Below are 18,269 nucleotides of genomic sequence, written 5' to 3'. Positions count from 1 at the left end.
ATAATTGGTTCAAAATAGTATCCTTGAGTTAATTACTGCACTTACAAGTGCACAGACACTAAATATAATTGCTGCCCACGCCCATTTGTTTTTTTCACGTTTATGCTTACTTACAATCAGTCCAATGATACCTACACATAATATTACAAGTGCCAATATACTTCCTACAATAAACCCTACTTCCATTAATCTATCCCTCCCCTTTTATTTGCATCCGTCCATATCCGAATAAATATCCACTGTTTTTTGTATCAATTGATCACTCACTATATCAACACCTAGTTGTTTCATCATTTGCTGTAAAAATTTCAACCTACTAACTGTTTCCGAAAGATTACGCTCAAAAAGAACAGGATTAATCCATACATTTAAAAGAATCATAAAAACTTCTGCACATTCACTAGGATAGTCTGTTGTAATGGATCCATCTTCTTTCCCTTGCAAAATGATCTTAGCAATTTTAGGAGCATCCTTAATAATACAATCCTTAATACCTGTTACTACAAACTGTGGGTTTTTAATTTGTGAAATTAGGACATTATTCATAGACTGTATACTATTATCTGATAAAATACAGTCTAATATATTCACGAGTTTTTCTCTGGCATTACTTGCCCGTATATTTATAAGTAAATTATTAAACATTTGAGTAGCATAATTAGACCTTTGTTCTAGTACTTTATTCAAAATTTCTTCTTTAGACTTGAAATGATGATAAATCGCACCTTTTGACATACCTAATGCATTAATGATGTCTTGAATACTTGTTTTATCATAACCTTTTTCTATAAATAGTTTTGCTGAAAGTGACACTATGTTTTCTACTGTTCGTTCTGGATAATTATTTCTTGCCATTTATTTCTCCTTTTATACCGACCGTTGGTATGTATATATATTATTGTACTTTCCTTGTTTTGTCAATAGTCATTAATCCAACATTATGCAAATTTACAACGTTAGGCATTAAAAATGCTGATTCTGGTTCGTCTAAAATATATAAACCATTTCCACTAAATCTATTCCTAATAACTGCTAAAAAAGATTCTCCATGAGATTGTGAGTGTAGTGAACCCCCTCCATATAAACTGCAAGCATCTATATCGTCTATATTTGTAGCCATATTATAGAAGCTTTCTGCTCTTAAGAAAAAACCATCATTGGGTAGATATAAAAGGGAAAGCACAGTTTATTATATATCCTACACTTACCTAACATCTAATGATATTAGATTACTCGCACCGATATATAAGAAAACTCTGTCTTAACTTTATATTTCATCTTCTTCAATAACAATCATAACAGAATATTGAGTTGAAAACATACCACCAGTTGAACTATATTGGATGTCATTAATTTTCAATTTATTATTCTTGATAAAATCATTTACTTCCGTCACTAAACAAAATCTATTGGAGTTACTAAATATCCTTATTTGTCTCAAATGCTCCCATCCCCCTTCTATTTATCATTATAGATATTTTTTAAATCATACTTATATCATTTATTAAACACCACTTTTCTAAGATTAACCTCTAATCATTAATTTCATTTATTTCTGGTGTTTTTCTAAACAAGACTTACATACACAAGCTTTACCCTTTTTATCATTAGGAATCAAATCTAGAATGTACTTAGGGACTTTAACTGTATCACACCAACATCCACCTTGACCATGTTTACAATTATTGTCTTGTCCACAAAGTGGACATATTCTCTCTAATCCTTCTACTCTCACTATTATCACTCCTTCATCTTTTTTTACATTTTAAAAATGCTATTATGAATATAATAACATTATTTTACATGATATTATACTTTAATAAATATCTGTCTACACTACTACTTGTACAAATATAATACATATGAAGAGCTATCTAATGCAATTGCTAAATATATTATTGTTTAGGTTATAAATTCACCATAATATATTACAATTCAGATTTTAAAATAGAATAAACACATTGGTCATACTTACTTTCATTAATCCAATAATGTTCTCTTAACCTTCCATCTATTTTAAATCCATAGCTTTCACTTATACATTAGCTTAAATTTCTACCTTGATTCAATTACAATCTAATTTTAATTATAATGTATTTATATTTTTAATTTCCATATTTGATTTTTCATTTCAACTATGTTTGTTCCAATGCTTTTAATTGAACTATTTTCTTCACTTGCATTGTCAATCTTTACCTCTAGTCTGACTAAATGTTTTTCAATATCATCTAATTTTTTTTCAAGCCTTTCAATCTTATCTAAAGTAATTAACCCCATAAACTCATCCCCTCTTATTTATATGTTATGATTCAAGAAGTTCTCATACTCCTATGAACTATATAAAATATATTAATTTATCATGTTTTGCTATGTTGACATAATCATTTATTTTTAAGAACAAATTATACACAATTTATAAATTTGCATCAATAACCGTCCTTCAAATAAGAAACCCAGTTTCTCAAACTTCATTCGTTCCTACAAATTTGGCACAAATAATTTATTTAATTATACCACAATCACCATAAAACATGTATATTTTACCATTTATAGATGTGTAATAGCATCAAAGTGAAATATAATATATTTAAAAATTATGAGGAGGAAAAATATGAGCAATGTAGAGAGTGATATCAAAGAAAACCTCAAGCTGAGCAAGAGTCTAACAGAAGAAAATGATAGAATATTTACAGATATAGTTTGTTATTTGAGGGTAAGTAATTTAAGTGACGAAGAACAAGAAGAAATTATTAGTGATATATTGAGAATGTTTTTAGATTGGCAAGAGGAAGGTAATACTGTAAAAAGCATGTTGGGTGAGGATTATAAAAAATTCGCTGATAATATAATATCTGCTGTAAATCCTAAAACCCATGTTCTAAAAACAATTAAAAAGTATTTAGGACTTACAATTGAAGGATTTTGTATGATTTTCACTGTAGATTTTATTTTCTTATACTTGCCTAAGTTGGCAAAAGGAAGTGCTGATTTTAATGTTACTTATGACTACACATTATCTATGTTATTAAACGGTTTAATTGCAGTTGCAATATTTTCTATATCGATAAATTATATAGGTAAAAATGCTTTTGAACTTTCAAAAAAACATTATTCTAATCTTGCTAATTTTATATTTGGATGTAGTGCTATGGGTTTGATAATACTTTTATTATTATCATCGAAATTAAGCCCTATAATAGTCTTCTCCATAAATATTCGCTATATTATAGGTATAATAGCAGTTTATTGGGTTTATAAAGGGGTAAAAAAAATAATGAAATCTAAAGTGTTATGGATCCCGGAAAGTTAATAACGCCCTTCAACAATTCGGGATCAATATTAGAATTACTCGCATTTGTTTTAGTATTGCTATTTTAACATTTGGATCAAATCATTTAAGCACCAAATTGAAAAATATTGGTTAATAATACTCTCAATTCTTATAAGCAATTCTACTAGTAGGTCGTTCTTCTGGTTTGGTACATTCTGATCATATTTGTTTCGAACTATTCAGATTTTGTTCGGTAGAAGAAATGAGTAACATCTTACATGTTTTTTTCTCATTTTATTCTGAATCCACTTCTAACGCTTGTAATAATTGTTTTAAGAAAGCATGGCTGTTTTTAATCATGGCTGTTCTTTCATTAGAATCCATCTTTAGTAATGCACGTTCCTCAAAATGAAACAAGTGCGAAAGAATCTCATCAGCATATTGTCGTCCTTCATCCGTGAGCAGGATATACTTGTTTCGCTTATCCTCATCTGCGACTTTTTTTCGGATATATCCTTTTTTCTCAAAGGTTTCCAAAATGGTACTCACTGTTTGCTTGGGAAACAGGAGCTTTTCGCAAATAAACCGCTGTGTGCATTGATTTGGATACTCACGGATGGTATAAAGCGCAAAAAGCGCATTTGATGTAAGCCCGTGTGACTTCGCCCATTTTTCATAGAATGCACTGATCCCGAACCAATAATCATAATAACTTTTTACCTGATCTTTAATTTCGTTGCTCATACAAAATCGCCTCCCTGCTTCTAAATTTCATTGTATGGGCAATAAGTAAAATAGTAAATAGGATCATGGTTAATAGCTGCGCCCCCGGAAGTGCCATCCATACCCCTTTAATCCCCCAAATATGTGGTAATGTAAAAACGCACAATGGTGTGAAAAGAATAGGGTCTAAGTAAACAAGCAAGGTGGAGAAGAGTGTTTATTCGCAGGCATAAAAATAGGAACTAAACAGCTTTCCAATGCCCATCATCGGAAAAGCAACGCAGATGATTGGCAGTGCCGAATCAATGATTCTTGCAGTTTCTTCCGATGTGGCAAAAAATTGTGGTAGCAGTGTTCGTGCTGGGATTGAAAACAAGAGAAACAAACCACTGAATGTGACAACCGCTAAAAACCCTTTGTTACGTATCTTTTTCATAGCTTTGTAGTTTTTCGATCCATTGCAATAGCTGATTAGTGGTTGCATGCCTTCTCCGATTCCCTCTAATAACAAAAGGACTGAAGCAATTAAGTAGTTGATAACCGCATACGCTGAAACTGCTAAATCTCCGCCATAGGCAAGGCACTGCCAGTTATTAAATATGGTAATGAGCGATGGCATGAGTGATAATCCAAAGGGCGAAATGCCTATTTGCATCATTCGTCCAATCATCTTTTTGTTCAATTTAAATTGAGAACGCTCGATTTTGTTTTCTTTTTGCTTCCACAAGCAAATGATACTGCAAACAACTGTAATTGCTTGAGCCAAAACCGTTGCAAGGGCAGCTCCCGCAAGTCCCATAGGGATCACCATGGTAAAGCAGGCGTCCAATACGATATTTACAATTAAGCCACCTCCCATAATAATCATTGCCTGCACGGTTTTGTGGCTGTTTCGTATAAGTGGTATTAAACCGGAAGCTATGATTTGCATACTGCCACCGATGGCAATGATACGGATATATGAAATCGCGGCGTCATAAATCTTTCCGGTTGCTCCAATAGCTCTGACAAGGGTGGGACTAAAAATTACGAGAAAAGCAGTAACGACTACACTTACAGCAAGTAACGCAAAAAAAGTATTCGCTCTTGCCTCATTAGCCCTTTGGTTGTCATTCGCCCCCCTGTAAGTGGACATAAGGACAGAGCCGCCTACTCCAATTCCCATACCCAATGCAAGCAGTAAAGCAGTAATTGGCCAAACAAGACCAATCGCCGCAAGACCTATATCACCAACTGCGTGACCGACAAATAATCCGTCTACGATGGTATAAAGACCGTTCAGCAACATAGTCAGCATGGACGGGATTACAAATTTAAAAAACTGTTTTTCAATTGCTTTTTGCTCCATGTGTTCACCTCAAATAGTATTAGTCTGTTTTCGGACTAATATTATTTTAACATGCCTTTTCTTTTTTGTCACGCGGTCATTTTTAGTAAAAGTGATATATCATAATGTTCATTTTTTCTTTCTTACTACTTTTCTTACTCCTAAAATCATCAGGTCTAGTAAATTAAATATCACTCCTAAATTAACTAGTTATTTGTACCCAATAATTTATTTATACCATACCATTATAAAACATATTTTAGGGGTAGATGAAATTGTAAACATATTATCATTCCCATGTCTTAGAATATATGCACCGTTAGTGGTCCTGTTATTATGACGTTTCAAATATAAATATGTATACAGTTATTTTTGAAACATCTTAATAACTCAATTACACTTATGTTACATTCAGAATATCAATATACATTTAATATATTAAAACCCACATCTAATAATATGTCTTAACTTATAATTAATTTACCTAATATAATGCTCCTTAGCTTTATATCTTATTAATAACCTTAATTATTTCAACATCTAAATGTTCTCTTAGAATATGCAAAATTGCACTAAGACTTTTCTTTTTAAAAACTAACTCGTTGGAGCCAACATTATTGTAATATAGAATTTGCACTTCATTTGTTTTATTGTAAATCTCTACTTTTTTCAATTGACTCCATGCCATACAAGCATTGCCATATGCCCAAAATCCATTCTCATAAATACCTTGTTTTAATTTTGAAATAAGGTACGATTCAATAAATAAGCCTAATCCAAGTAACATATCAATGGACTTTTGCCTTTTATAAATCATTAAACTTCCTACTATTGCACCCATAAGAATCACTACAATCCTAAAGGATTTACTATTCTTTGATGGTATGATTAATTTTCTTTGCTTAATAAGTAATAATGTAGTAATGACTAGCATAGAAGACATTAAAATCAATGTTGGGATATATGTTTTAACCATGTTTTCTCCTTTCTTCTCTAATATAACCTACACTCCTGTGAATGCTATTTGGAAATTCTTTATTAATCAATTTGAGTCCCTTTCATTTGCTTTTTAAACATAATGACCTTATACCCTTATGGATTCATTCTACCACTTATCTAAGAACCAAAATTAAATTTCTTGATATAAAGCTAACCTTCTCTTATACCCCTCTTTCTGCCAACGTTAGCCATTAAAAATGCTGACCAAAGTGACTATATCACCTCAACCAGCTGTTTGTTTTTTTCTATCTTCAATTATGTTTTCAATCTTTAATGCCTCATCATTTTCTATATAATACTCACGCTGCTATATGCAACTTTATGATACAATGTTCTAACTATTTTTTTTGATTCTTCTGATTGAAGCACATTTCTTAAAGCTTCAATAAATTCTTCTTTATTATTACATTCATAATCCAATTTCAAAATATCATCCATTGATTTTTTATCTTTTAAATAATTACACTCTATTCCTATTGGGTAATCATTTTCCGCTCTAGAATACACTGTAAACAAAGTATATGAATAATTATCTAGACTAGGAGACACTATCTCGAAGTTTGTTGAAAGTGAATATTTTGATTTACTATCACTTATATTTATTTTTAAAAGTCTTATAAACAATACATCATTAACTTTCTTTTCAAATACTTTTACTTGTTTATTTAATATTGAAAATGGTTCCTCATTGTCTTCATTATTTAAATCTAACTTCCCCCATAAATCTAAATCACTCATTATTAAACCTCCTCATAAATTTTAAAAAATAATGGTAAATGGTCAGAGTATTGCTTTTTATTTGGCTTACTGTTCACAAGCAAATCTTTCTGTCCTATAGCATCGATTATCTTTAAATTCTCGATGTCAAAACCTTTAATCAAACTTGGTCTAATAAGTAGTTGGTCGAAGGTATTCCAATAATATGATATTACTCCACTGTTATTATAATAATATGTACCCATTACATTAGCAACTACATTACCCATATAATGCCACATCGGATTATAAAAAAGCTTTTTCTTTTCTCCATAACTATATTTATAAATTTTTTCAAAACCATAACTTCATTAATAGCACACCGTCTTTTCTTAAAAAATATCCTACCACTTATTATAGACTATAATTACATAACAAATGTAAGTCAATAACATTTAACTTTTTAAAATATATTATTTTTTTTATATTTAAAGAACAAAGGAATTAATGCGTAATATCCTTTTTGAACATGGCACCAATGGCACTTACTGTAGCATATGCTTACAAATATAAAGAAGCACCGTAACCCTAGTACTTCTTAATATGTTCCATAAAAGATTATATTCTGCTCCAAGTAACATTAATATTAAATCATATTGGGGTCAAGTCTATTAGTAGGCTCATCTAATATTAATAATGGTGGATATGTTAATACTGATTGAGCTATACCTATACGTTGTTTCATTCCTAATGAATAGGAACCAACCTTTTTATTAATAGTGAATATATGTATTCACTATTGCCGTTTTGGTTCCATTGATGTTACCTATTTATTACTTACAGTAATTTCTTGAATGAATTGTACATCAGATATAGATGTATCTAATGAAATATTTTTATATTTACCTATCATATCTTTACAATTACTTAGTCCGAGTCCCCTATTTTCGCCTTTGGTAGAGAATCCCTCTTTAAATAGTTTAGATAAAGCAGGGATATCGCCTTTAAAGGTATTTGCTACAACTAGGATTACAGAATTGATTTTGTTTATTAATGCAACATCAATTACTTTCTTTTCACTTTCTAAGGCTGATTCAATAGCATTATCCAAAATTATTCCTAAGCATCTACTCAAATCTATTATATCCATCTTAATAATTGTTATAGGTTCTACTATATCAATTATTATATCTATCCCTAATTCTTGAGCCCGAATTACTTTTCCTGATATTAAACCTTTAATTTGAGGTAGTTTTATGTTTTTTAACAGACCAAGTTTATAATTATTTTTATTCATTTTATTATTTAAAGGATAAATATTTTTATTAAAATGTTGTTCTAAACCTTCAATATCCTTTTCTTCAATAAACGTTGCCATTGATGAAATTATATTTATATAGTCATGTCTAAACTTACGCATGTCCATATATAGATTTTCTAAGTTATTAGTGTACTGCTCCAGATTATCTAACTGAATTTGTTTATATTTGAATTTCGCTTCTTTCTTTAGCACAAAAAATAGAGAGATACATATAATTATCATGATAGACCCATATACTACAATTGGAAGTGTGGTTTTTTCTGATATATAACCATCATCATAAAAATTAATCCAATTATAAATTACATAAAATAAACCAAATGAAAGTACTAACAGTATATTAATTAAAATAAAGCATTTTGACTTACCATTTTCAAATATGAAATCATTATATCGCATTAGTAATTTCCCTATAAATTTACTGAGGACATATACTATTAATGATATAATCGATAAAACACTATAATACACTAGAGTAGATAAAAAAATTTTTCCCCCAAATATTTTTGAGAATACGCTTGAAGTAAAATTATCTACAAATATTATTACTAAACATACTATTATTTGTAATATAAAACTCCTTATTATCTTGTTGTTCTTTTTGTAAAGAAAAAATACGGGTGTAAAATATACCGCTATTTGAGCTAGTCTAGGCTCAAATAAGAATAGCAATATATAAATAGATACTATAGTAAGCATCATAATAACATATTCTTTAATATTAAATTTATATGGGCTAATATTTCTAAAGGTAATTAACATCACAATTACTGATAATAGCACCTTAAAATGGTATTCCATTATTATTAACCCCCATTATCTCATAGTAAAAACATCCATTCCAATTATAGTATAAAACATACATAAATTGCAATAAATAAAAAATCCACTCACAATATAGGAATAATCCCATATTATGAGTGTTTCAACTAAATAAGTTCATATTTTTCATAATTATTATAATTATTTTTGAGTAGTTTATATGTACAAGGTAAGATGCTTAAACTTTGAAGTAGTAACGCAAACATTGTTAAATTAAATAAATCCTTATTTAATAATAATAGATTTATAAATATAAAAACTAAAGCTGTAAGTAAAACTTGCTTGTTTTTTTATAAAAATTGAACATAAATAGGTTGTTTATGTTAAAATATTTTAATAAAGCAAAAATTTGTTTATAAGCAATATTTACTAAATATAATGACAAAAGGGGACAAACCATGCTAAAAATTTTTATTTGTGAAGATAATATAGTTCAAAAAGAGAAGCTAGAAAATATTGTAAAAGACATTGTATTAATTGAAAATTATGATATGGAACTTAAGTTAAGTACTCATGACCCATATGAAATACTAAATACAATAGAGGATAAGAGTATTTCAGGTTTATATTTTTTAGACGTTGATTTACATTCTGATCTTAATGGAATTACATTAGCTGAAAAGATAAGAGAATATGATCCTCGAGGATTTATAGTCTTTGTAACTACCCATGCTGAAATGAGTTATTTAACCTTTTTATACAAAGTTGAAGCTATGGACTATATTATAAAAGATAATTATACTAATATACAACAAAGAATAAGTGAATGTATAAAAAATGCTCACGATAAATATAAAGCTAAATCATGTGAACTTCAAAGAGTATTTTCTATTAAAGTGGAAGATAAGATAATTAATGTTGATTTTAATGAAATCATCTTTTTCGAAACATCTGCAACTATACATAAAGTAATCTTATATTGTAAAAATAGACAAGTAGAGTTTTATAGTAAAATGAAAGAATTAGAAGATAGACTAGATGATCGATTTTGTAGGTGTCATAATTCCTTTATAGTTAATAAAGATAACGTTAAAGAAATAGATAGAAAAAAGCGTATTGCATATATGATAAACGGAGAAGAATGTCTTATATCCACTAGAGGTATAAAAAATCTAATAAATTAAATCATCTCCTGCCTTTGCCTTTTCTGGCCTTCTAATTTCTTCCATGATTTTACCTCAATATTTATTTGTTTTTCTTACGTTCAATAATCTTCACAACAATAACTATAGCAATTATGGCTACAATTCCTCCAAGGGCTGGCGACCACCATTTAATAGTTTGAATAATTCCTTCAGATACTCCTAAATCCAATAAAAAATTTCCCATATTATCCTCTCCTTTATTTTATTTTTTGTTCGATGATAATTTGTTTTGCATTTTCGTAAGTTGCAATGAAGTACACCATATACAATGCGATAATAATTGCGAAACTAGGCACCATATTTGTACCAATAGCCATTTGAATGGATAACTCCACTTTCTTTATTACTGCTTTAGTAATAAACGTAGATAAGACCATTGACATAATGAGTGGCAAAATAAAGTAAATCCCAATCTGTAGAAACAATGTTCTGCGAATCATTCTTCCATCAGCACCTATATTGGCTAATGTTTGATATCGTTTTTTGTTATCTTGCGTTTCAGTTAATTGTTGAAGTGCAAGTACTGCCAAACAAATTATAATAAGCACAAGACCAACATAAGTACATACAAATCCAAGAACTCCATATGTTCCAAAATACGCATTCTCCATAAAATCTTTTGTTATGAAGTAAATTTTCCCATCAACCGCTTCATCAGTCCATATTTTATTCATCTGTTTGAACAATAAATCTTTGTTCACGTTTGCTTTATAAACACCGTTTAATAAATATGATTCTGGTATTAACTTTGTAGCAATTTCATCTGGTACAATAATTGTTCCCTTATCATTTGCACCTATGGGTTCAATTAGTGCAAATGTCTTTTTTATATGTTCTGATCTTTGTGGTGTTAATTCTTGACCAGAAACTGTAATCTTCCCATTGCTTTTTAAAAAATGATCTACATAAGACATTGTGTTCTTGTACGTTGCATTTATAAGATATTGGTTTTTAGATAATCTAATTGGCTTCTCCTTTTGAAGAACCATTTGTTTATTAAAGTCCGTCTCTGACATAAAGGCAACTTTAGATTTTAACAAGTCCTTATCAACAGTAGCTAATTTCACGACTTGCCCCGTAAACATATCTCCATAGGTATAACCCGCAACATATAGAATACTCTCAGAATAATCCTTCAAATTATCTTGCATATGAATTCCATCTTTTTTGGATTTCTCTAGCGGAGTTACTTTACTCTTATTCACAGGCAACATAATGGTAACATCATAAGGTGTAGATTGCTTCGCTATATTCTTCATTTCACCAATAAGGCTAAACCCTGTTCCAAGCACTACAAGCGAGCACAAAAGTAATCCACTAATAACTGTGATAACAATATAATTTGTCTGAAGCTTGCTACCAATTTGTCTAAATAAGAATGGATTCAATCCATGAAAGTACATACGTTTATTTTTTTGAACAAACGAAATCATTACACTAGACGCGGTATAATAAAATAATAGAATACTAACTCCTATAAGTACCATAACTTTAGGCAGCGTTGTTTGGTTAAGTCCAGTACTTGAAAGTATGTATGCACCTAAAATCATACAAATTGCTGATGTAACAAATAATAAAAATGAAATCAATTTATTATGAACTCGCAATTCTTGATTCTTTCTGTCTGCTGTCAATAAATCAATTAATTTTACTTTAAAAATCGAACGCGTGTTAAATATCATAACAACCACAAAAATAATAGCAAAGTTAATAATTGTATCTTTTATAGCCGGAACAGATATAGACAACTGAAATGAAGACATGTCAGTTCCAAATAATTTTAATGCTATTATTGAAAGTCCTTGAGACAATATCACCCCTATACCTAATCCAATTATTAAGGAAAATATACCAACCAAAACAATTTCCCCCACAAAGATAGATGAAATGCGCCACTTGTTCATGCCAAGTGTCATATACATTCCCATTTCTTTCTTTCTTCTTTTCATAATAAACTGATTTGCATATAGTACAACAAAAGCAAGAATCACAGCAATAAGTTTTGATATAAGTCCTATATATTGAGTCAAAATATTGCTAAACATTTTCATTACAGACGATAATTTGCTTAATCCTGGTTGGGATGCCACTGAATTAAATGCATAAAATAAACTAACCGCCAGGGCCAATGTCAAAAAGTAGACCACATAGTCTTTAATACTCCTACGTACATTTTTAAAAATAAGCTTAAAAAACATCATCAGCCTCACCTCCTAAGACAGAAACAATTTCCATGATGCTATTAAAGAAGGTTTTTCGGTCGTTACTACCTTTGTTTAATTCATTGAATATTTTCCCATCTTTAATAAAAATAATTCTTTTACAAAAGCTTGCATTATACGCATCATGAGTTACCATAAGGATTGTGGTCTCTTGATTACGATTTAAATCTTCCAAGCTTTTTAATAGCATTTTTGCAGATTTACTATCAAGTGCTCCTGTTGGTTCATCTGCTAAAAGTAAAGATGGATGAGACACAATAGCACGAGCTGCTGCCACTCTTTGTTGCTGTCCTCCAGACATTTCATAAGGATACTTATTAAGTACTTTCTCTATATTTAAAGCCAAAGCTACATTATCTATTTCTTTTTTCATTTTATTTACAGGGCAATGATTAATGGATAAGGCTAGTGATATATTCTCATATGCTGTCAATGTGTCCAATAAGTTATAATCTTGAAACATAAATCCTAATTTTGCGCGTCGAAATTTGGAAAGCTTACTTCCACTTAAAAGAGTGATATCTTCTTCGTCTACATATACATGTCCTGATGTAATAGTATCAATGGTAGAGATACAGTTAAGTAATGTGCTTTTCCCACTTCCACTAGAACCCATGATCCCCAAAAATTCACCTTTATTAACTTCAAAAGAAACACCATTTAATGCATGTGTAACTTTACCTTTATTCCCATATACTTTTTCGATATCTTGAACTTTTAAAATTGTATTCATCTGTATCACTCCTCTTTTCTTATCTCTTACACTACTTTATCATTTTTTTATTTTTTCAACTATCGATTAACCTTACCGTAGCATTACCATTTTGTAAGGTTTCATCACCAAATGTGATAAATCCTCTCCTATATATTTAGTATAACTTTGTCAGCATCTATTTTTATAAAAAAGTAAAAACGTTATTCATTCACCTCATAAATGTTATTTGTACCCTATCATTTGTAACATCTGCTTGTTTTTTTGTAAAAATTTAAAATGCTTGCTACTAAATATAGTAGCAAGCATTTTTATATATTTATTTTACTTCTTAAACACAATTCTAAATTGTTATCGCATTGATTATACTATTTCGTCTTTGATTGATTCTATTACATTACTTTTTTTAACGCCTGTTGAAGAAATCTCATACGCCAAAAATATAGATGCAATTATAAGCATAGCATACGTTAAAATTGGTACAACTGGAAAAACAGATATAAACTCAGACCATGTGATTAACGTTAATCTTAACATATACCAACAAATAAATAATACTATTGGTATGCTAACAATAATTGGTGTTAATGCAAAAAACAAACCTTCTATCATCAACATTTTATTTAATCCCTTTGGTGTTAATCCTACTGCCCGAAGCATAGCAAATTCTCTTTTGCGCAGTCTAAGATTATTAGAAATGGTAGAAAAAGCATTAATAATGCCAATTATTCCAAACATTATGGCTACAGAGAAAATACCAATAGAAACGGCTTTTTGAATCAGTTTGTCATTATTTTTTTCTTCGAGTAGACTCCATATACTAAAATCTTCGGATCCAAGATAAGAACTGCAAATTCGAGTCAGTTCTTTCTTCACACGTGGGCTAGCGCCATCAACAACCAATAAATCAATTGCCATACTACTAGATTCAAGCACGCGTTCTGGCATAAAATTACTAACTAGTTGCTGATAGGTTTTCATAGGAACTATATATGCTAAGCTGTATCCACCCATTTCTAGCTCAGAGGGAGAAATCTCTGTAACATGGCCCACTTGAGCATTAAATTTATAATTTGTATTCATATCATTTTCTATTTTTTCGTTTATTACTAGCTTATCGCCTTCTTTTATATTTAACAATGGTATTTTTTGCACAACTTTTGAATTCTCTGATACATAACGTGTGCTATCTAATAATACTCCTGTTGTCACACCATCCTTATAATATGATTCGTCATCAGCACCAATTTTTTCACAATACTTTTTAAAAGATTTATCGCTTAATCCAACTAAATTTGTTATAATTCTATGCTTTCCATTCTTACTATATATATTATGTTTGGAGGGTACCTTAGCAAATCCTCCATATTTAGCAAAAACATCTGACTCCTGTTTTGATGTTACATAAGTTGAAGTACGTACCTGTCTTCTAATGACACTATCTTTAACTTCAGGCAGAGAAGTAACTTCATTTATCATCTTATCACTTGGTTTATCAATCATTTTTAGGCTAATCTTCATATCATGAGTAGGTATTTTAGCGTTTTTAGAATTGACTAAATTGAAGATGGCTATAATGTTCATATACCCCGCTATTAAGATAAAACACATTGAAAGAGACAATACAGCCGTACGCAAAGCCTTTTTGTTAGCTGAAAATTGTGATATTGCTAGTTCACCTTCTATACCAAATATTTTTTTGATTATTAAGTGGGCTTTTTGTTTTTTTAATTTTACTTTGGTACTATTCTGACGTATTCCAGTAATAGCAGATACTTTCATCATTTTTCTTGCAGGAATATATGCTGAAACTAAAATAGTAATCAATGAGATTATGATGGAAAAACCAACTACTACCCATGAAAAAGAAACATATGCATTCCTATAATCTTCTGTAACACTAAGAATTTTATTAACTTTAGAAAACACAATATTACTAAATATATATCCTATCATGATACCAATTGGTAATTGAATAATCCAGAGTAAAAGTCCTTCATAGAGAACAGAAGACTTAATTTGCCTTGGAGTTGCTCCTAAACTTTTCAGAATACTTAGTTCCTTAATCCTGCTGTTAGCAGATAAAGAAAATGCATTATAGATAATAAGAATAAATGACCCCATAACTAGTAACATAATTGTTATTGCCATTGCTATCATCATAATGATTTGAGTGTTTGCACCACTTTTATCGCTAATCCCATATAAAGTTAATAAAGGCGTATTATGCCTAACTGGATACTCTCCATGTTCATTTTTGGTTAATCCCGTAGATTTCGCAATCTGCGGTAATGTTTCATAGATTGTGCGAGGGTTCACAAAACGCATATAAACCGTAAGTTCATCTTCCGGCTTGATGCGCGAAGTATCCAAGTATCCCATGGCGATATATCCGGGGTATGCAGAACTCGCGGAAATATCCAATTCTCCAACTATGGTATATATATTAGTTTCTGTTGTCTTAAACTTCTCGCCTGATTGTTTGTAATCATTAGGTCTAATTAGTTCACTACCAAGCATTCGATTACCGGTAGGAAGAGTCAACTTATCGCCAATTTTATATGAAGGATTATCCGCGAAGAATAATTTTGATACAACAATTTCTCCGGATTTTTTAGGAAGTTTACCTTCAGTAAGAGTGTTTTTTAAACCCATGTCTAGCCAAAAATTTGTATTAGCATCTCTCAGTGATAGATACGGACGTTTTGTATTGGAAAGTTTAGCAGTAACCCACTGTCCTTTAATCATCGTGGCTTCAACCTCGGGATTTTCTGTGACATATTTTAATTTATCACCAGATATAGGGTCGCCTAATTCCCCATTCCAATAACCTGTATTTTCAATTGTTGTGGTTAATTTTGTTTCCCATTTAGAATGTATAAATATACATAGTGAGCATAGAAGTGCTGAAGCAATTATAATAGCAACTAGTATAGAAATTGTATGTCGCTTATTCTTTTTCATATGGTTATATGTGTATTCATTCATAATTTTCATTTTTTAATTACCTCATCTGACACAATTCTACCATCCTCAATTGTAATCACTCTATCTGCTGATAATGCAATTTTTTCGTCATGCGTAATCAATATCATAGTCTGATTATACTCTTTATTTGAAACCCTCAACATCTCAAGAATAGCTTCTGTATTTGCTCTGTCAAGATTTCCAGTAGGTTCATCTGCTAGAATAATAGACGGTCTATAAATTAATGCTCGTGCTATAGCAACTCTTTGTTGCTGACCTCCTGAAAGCTGATTTGGTAGATGACTAAGCCTTTCGTTTAAACCAAGCATTTTTACAATCTTATCAAATTCTTCTTTTTTAGGTTTTTTACCATCCAGCAGCATAGGCAATAATATGTTTTTTTCTACATTTAGTGTAGGAATAAGATTATAAAACTGATATATTATTCCTACTTTCCGCCTTCTAAATAAAGCTAATTCAGTCTCATTCATTGATGAAATATCAATGTCATCGATATATATTTTTCCTTTTGTAGGGTTATCCACTCCCCCTAACATATGAAGAAGTGTAGATTTTCCTGATCCACTTGATCCAATTATTGCAACAAATTGTCCTTTGTTTATCCTCAAATTTAAATTATCCAATGCAGTTACCTTTGTATCACCCATTCCATAGGTTTTTGTAAGATTTTCAGTTCTTAATATTTCCAAAATATTCTCCCCCTCTTTAATAAGGCCTGCTATCATAACATTTAGTTATTTTAGTCCTTATTTTCTTCTAACCCCATTATATCTTTGTTAAGTGACCGTTCGGTGACACTGCTTACAATCAATTCATTTCCTTCTGAAATGTAATTAATTCGAATAAAACTTAATTGTGAATCGCGCTCCCCCTATTTTTTTATTTTCTGCTCGAATTTCACCGTTTTGTTTCTTAACTATAGATTGAGCAAGAGCAAGTCCTATTCCTACACTATCTTTGGCTGAATTTTTACCTTTGTAAAATCTAGTAAATAAGTGTGGTACATCCTTCTTATGAAATCCTTCTCCATTATCTTCAATAATAATTTGTGTGCAAATAGGGTTTTGTTCATAGACTATGGAAATCTCTCCTCCACATGGTGTATGTTCTACACAGTTTTTAACAACATTTAAGATAACTTCATTGTTCCAATAAAAATCTCCCATAAAAGCTACATCACTATCCTCTTGAATAGAAAGTTGTTGCTCCTTTTTTTCTATCATTAAGATTAATGGCTCAACAGCAGTACATACCAATTCATAAACATTAATCCATTTACATTCTAATGTTAAGGTTCCTACATCTAGTTTAGAAAGTATTAACAATGACGAAACCAAATGATTAAGACGGTATATCTGAGCTGAAATACGCTCAATATACAAAGCATCCTCCCCATTTATAGGCCTATCATCTAATAATTCAATCATAAGTGACATTGACGTAAGTGGCGTTTTCATTTGGTGAGAAATATCTGCAAGGTAATTTGTTAATTTTTCTTTTTCTTTCCTTTCTTTTTCTCTGGTTTCTCTAAGAAGCACAACTGTTTTATATAGTTCATCTTCTAAAATAGAGAATTCGTCTTCTTTCTTCTGAGGATTTATTCTATAATTTCCTTCGTTGATAGCGTAAAGATATTCTGCAAGATTATCGATACGTTTACGCTTTATATGATTTAGACCTATCAGAAATCCTCCAAAACAAAAAAAGAGTAAAGTGATCAAAAACAAAATACCAACCGTAACTATATTAAAACTTTTACGATTATTATAAGAACCATATAAAAAATCTTCACTATATCCATAGTGCTCTAATATTTTTTTCCCTTTATTAATTTCTGTTATATTATTAGTTTTTAGCGATGATACCAATACTTGTTCAATATTAGGATCAGCCTTAACACCAAACGCTATAAGCTGTGCAGCTTTTTCATAAAAAAGCTTCTCTGTCTGCTTAAAAATGAAATCTCCAAGTATAATAGAAAAAATTGTTATACATAAAAAACTAATAACCATCCATACAGTAAATTTCTTTTTATTCATATTC

Annotated in this window: 19 protein-coding genes and 2 pseudogenes; 2 read left to right on the top strand and 19 right to left on the bottom strand. The window is 30.3% G+C overall.

Annotated elements, in window-relative coordinates:
* Positions 1–9 precede the first annotated feature (9 nt).
* The 6 genes and pseudogenes from ACWJKE_RS14985 to ACWJKE_RS14960 all read right to left on the bottom strand — a co-directional run bounded on the left by ACWJKE_RS14985 (position 10) and on the right by ACWJKE_RS14960 (position 2,277).
* Positions 10–186 carry a hypothetical protein gene (locus tag ACWJKE_RS14985; protein WP_216302447.1) on the bottom strand — a complete coding sequence of 59 codons (177 nt, stop codon included), beginning with the start codon at positions 184–186 and terminating at the stop codon, positions 10–12.
* 18 nt (positions 187–204) lie between these two features.
* The gene (locus ACWJKE_RS14980; protein ID WP_216302446.1) at positions 205–855 is read right to left on the bottom strand and encodes a TetR/AcrR family transcriptional regulator; all 651 of its coding nucleotides are present in this window, start codon (positions 853–855) and stop codon (positions 205–207) included.
* Positions 856–970: 115 nt separating this feature from the next.
* Positions 971–1,162, bottom strand: a pseudogene (locus ACWJKE_RS14975) (AAA family ATPase); the annotation flags it as partial.
* 105 nt (positions 1,163–1,267) lie between these two features.
* On the bottom strand, positions 1,268–1,441 hold the full coding sequence (locus ACWJKE_RS14970) for a hypothetical protein (RefSeq protein ID WP_216302445.1): 174 nt from the start codon (positions 1,439–1,441) through the stop codon (positions 1,268–1,270).
* A 108-nt stretch (positions 1,442–1,549) separates the two neighbouring features.
* Positions 1,550–1,735 (bottom strand): cysteine-rich CWC family protein, encoded by a 186-nt coding sequence (locus ACWJKE_RS14965; RefSeq protein WP_216302444.1) that lies wholly within the window; start codon positions 1,733–1,735, stop codon positions 1,550–1,552.
* Between the two features lie 362 nt (positions 1,736–2,097).
* The gene (locus ACWJKE_RS14960; RefSeq protein WP_216302443.1) at positions 2,098–2,277 is read right to left on the bottom strand and encodes a hypothetical protein; all 180 of its coding nucleotides are present in this window, start codon (positions 2,275–2,277) and stop codon (positions 2,098–2,100) included.
* 334 nt (positions 2,278–2,611) lie between these two features.
* Between ACWJKE_RS14960 and ACWJKE_RS14955 the strand changes: the two genes are divergently transcribed.
* Positions 2,612–3,310 carry a DUF1129 domain-containing protein gene (locus tag ACWJKE_RS14955; protein WP_216302442.1) on the top strand — a complete coding sequence of 233 codons (699 nt, stop codon included), beginning with the start codon at positions 2,612–2,614 and terminating at the stop codon, positions 3,308–3,310.
* Positions 3,311–3,565: 255 nt separating this feature from the next.
* On the opposite strand, the gene ACWJKE_RS14950 is transcribed toward ACWJKE_RS14955, so the two are convergent.
* The 7 genes and pseudogenes from ACWJKE_RS14950 to ACWJKE_RS14920 all read right to left on the bottom strand — a co-directional run bounded on the left by ACWJKE_RS14950 (position 3,566) and on the right by ACWJKE_RS14920 (position 9,138).
* Positions 3,566–4,015 (bottom strand): MarR family winged helix-turn-helix transcriptional regulator, encoded by a 450-nt coding sequence (locus ACWJKE_RS14950; protein ID WP_216302441.1) that lies wholly within the window; start codon positions 4,013–4,015, stop codon positions 3,566–3,568.
* 196 nt (positions 4,016–4,211) lie between these two features.
* Complete coding sequence (locus ACWJKE_RS14945; protein WP_462958921.1) at positions 4,212–5,342, bottom strand: MATE family efflux transporter; 1,131 nt, start codon at positions 5,340–5,342, stop codon at positions 4,212–4,214.
* Between the two features lie 484 nt (positions 5,343–5,826).
* Complete coding sequence (locus ACWJKE_RS14940; RefSeq protein WP_216302439.1) at positions 5,827–6,297, bottom strand: hypothetical protein; 471 nt, start codon at positions 6,295–6,297, stop codon at positions 5,827–5,829.
* A gap of 311 nt (positions 6,298–6,608) precedes the next feature.
* On the bottom strand, positions 6,609–7,058 hold the full coding sequence (locus tag ACWJKE_RS14935; protein WP_216302438.1) for a hypothetical protein: 450 nt from the start codon (positions 7,056–7,058) through the stop codon (positions 6,609–6,611).
* A gap of 2 nt (positions 7,059–7,060) precedes the next feature.
* Positions 7,061–7,306 (bottom strand): hypothetical protein, encoded by a 246-nt coding sequence (locus ACWJKE_RS14930; RefSeq protein ID WP_216302437.1) that lies wholly within the window; start codon positions 7,304–7,306, stop codon positions 7,061–7,063.
* 359 nt (positions 7,307–7,665) lie between these two features.
* A pseudogene (locus ACWJKE_RS14925) lies at positions 7,666–7,794 on the bottom strand (ATP-binding cassette domain-containing protein); the annotation flags it as partial.
* Positions 7,795–7,842: 48 nt separating this feature from the next.
* On the bottom strand, positions 7,843–9,138 hold the full coding sequence (locus ACWJKE_RS14920; protein ID WP_216302436.1) for a sensor histidine kinase: 1,296 nt from the start codon (positions 9,136–9,138) through the stop codon (positions 7,843–7,845).
* A 419-nt stretch (positions 9,139–9,557) separates the two neighbouring features.
* Between ACWJKE_RS14920 and ACWJKE_RS14915 the strand changes: the two genes are divergently transcribed.
* Positions 9,558–10,283 (top strand): LytR/AlgR family response regulator transcription factor, encoded by a 726-nt coding sequence (locus tag ACWJKE_RS14915; protein ID WP_216302435.1) that lies wholly within the window; start codon positions 9,558–9,560, stop codon positions 10,281–10,283.
* A gap of 61 nt (positions 10,284–10,344) precedes the next feature.
* On the opposite strand, the gene ACWJKE_RS14910 is transcribed toward ACWJKE_RS14915, so the two are convergent.
* The 6 genes from ACWJKE_RS14910 to ACWJKE_RS14885 form a co-directional block, all read right to left on the bottom strand.
* Positions 10,345–10,488 (bottom strand): hypothetical protein, encoded by a 144-nt coding sequence (locus ACWJKE_RS14910; protein WP_216302434.1) that lies wholly within the window; start codon positions 10,486–10,488, stop codon positions 10,345–10,347.
* A gap of 13 nt (positions 10,489–10,501) precedes the next feature.
* Positions 10,502–12,505: an FtsX-like permease family protein gene (locus ACWJKE_RS14905; RefSeq protein WP_216302433.1), complete on the bottom strand. Its 2,004-nt coding sequence runs from the start codon at positions 12,503–12,505 to the stop codon at positions 10,502–10,504.
* A complete protein-coding gene (locus tag ACWJKE_RS14900; protein WP_216302432.1) occupies positions 12,492–13,259 on the bottom strand; it encodes an ABC transporter ATP-binding protein in 768 nt (255 codons plus the stop codon). The genes ACWJKE_RS14905 and ACWJKE_RS14900 overlap by 14 nt, the downstream gene beginning before the upstream one ends.
* 342 nt (positions 13,260–13,601) lie before the next feature.
* The gene (locus tag ACWJKE_RS14895; protein ID WP_462958920.1) at positions 13,602–16,235 is read right to left on the bottom strand and encodes an ABC transporter permease; all 2,634 of its coding nucleotides are present in this window, start codon (positions 16,233–16,235) and stop codon (positions 13,602–13,604) included.
* Positions 16,232–16,915 (bottom strand): ABC transporter ATP-binding protein, encoded by a 684-nt coding sequence (locus tag ACWJKE_RS14890; protein ID WP_216302430.1) that lies wholly within the window; start codon positions 16,913–16,915, stop codon positions 16,232–16,234. Before ACWJKE_RS14890 ends, ACWJKE_RS14895 begins: the two co-directional genes overlap by 4 nt.
* 144 nt (positions 16,916–17,059) lie before the next feature.
* Entirely contained in the window at positions 17,060–18,265 is a 1,206-nt protein-coding gene (locus ACWJKE_RS14885; protein WP_216302429.1) for a sensor histidine kinase, read from the bottom strand.
* Positions 18,266–18,269: the final 4 nt, after the last annotated feature.

Source organism: Clostridium sp. CM036, assembly GCF_055081135.1.
This window is presented reverse-complemented; position numbering and strand designations above follow the sequence as displayed.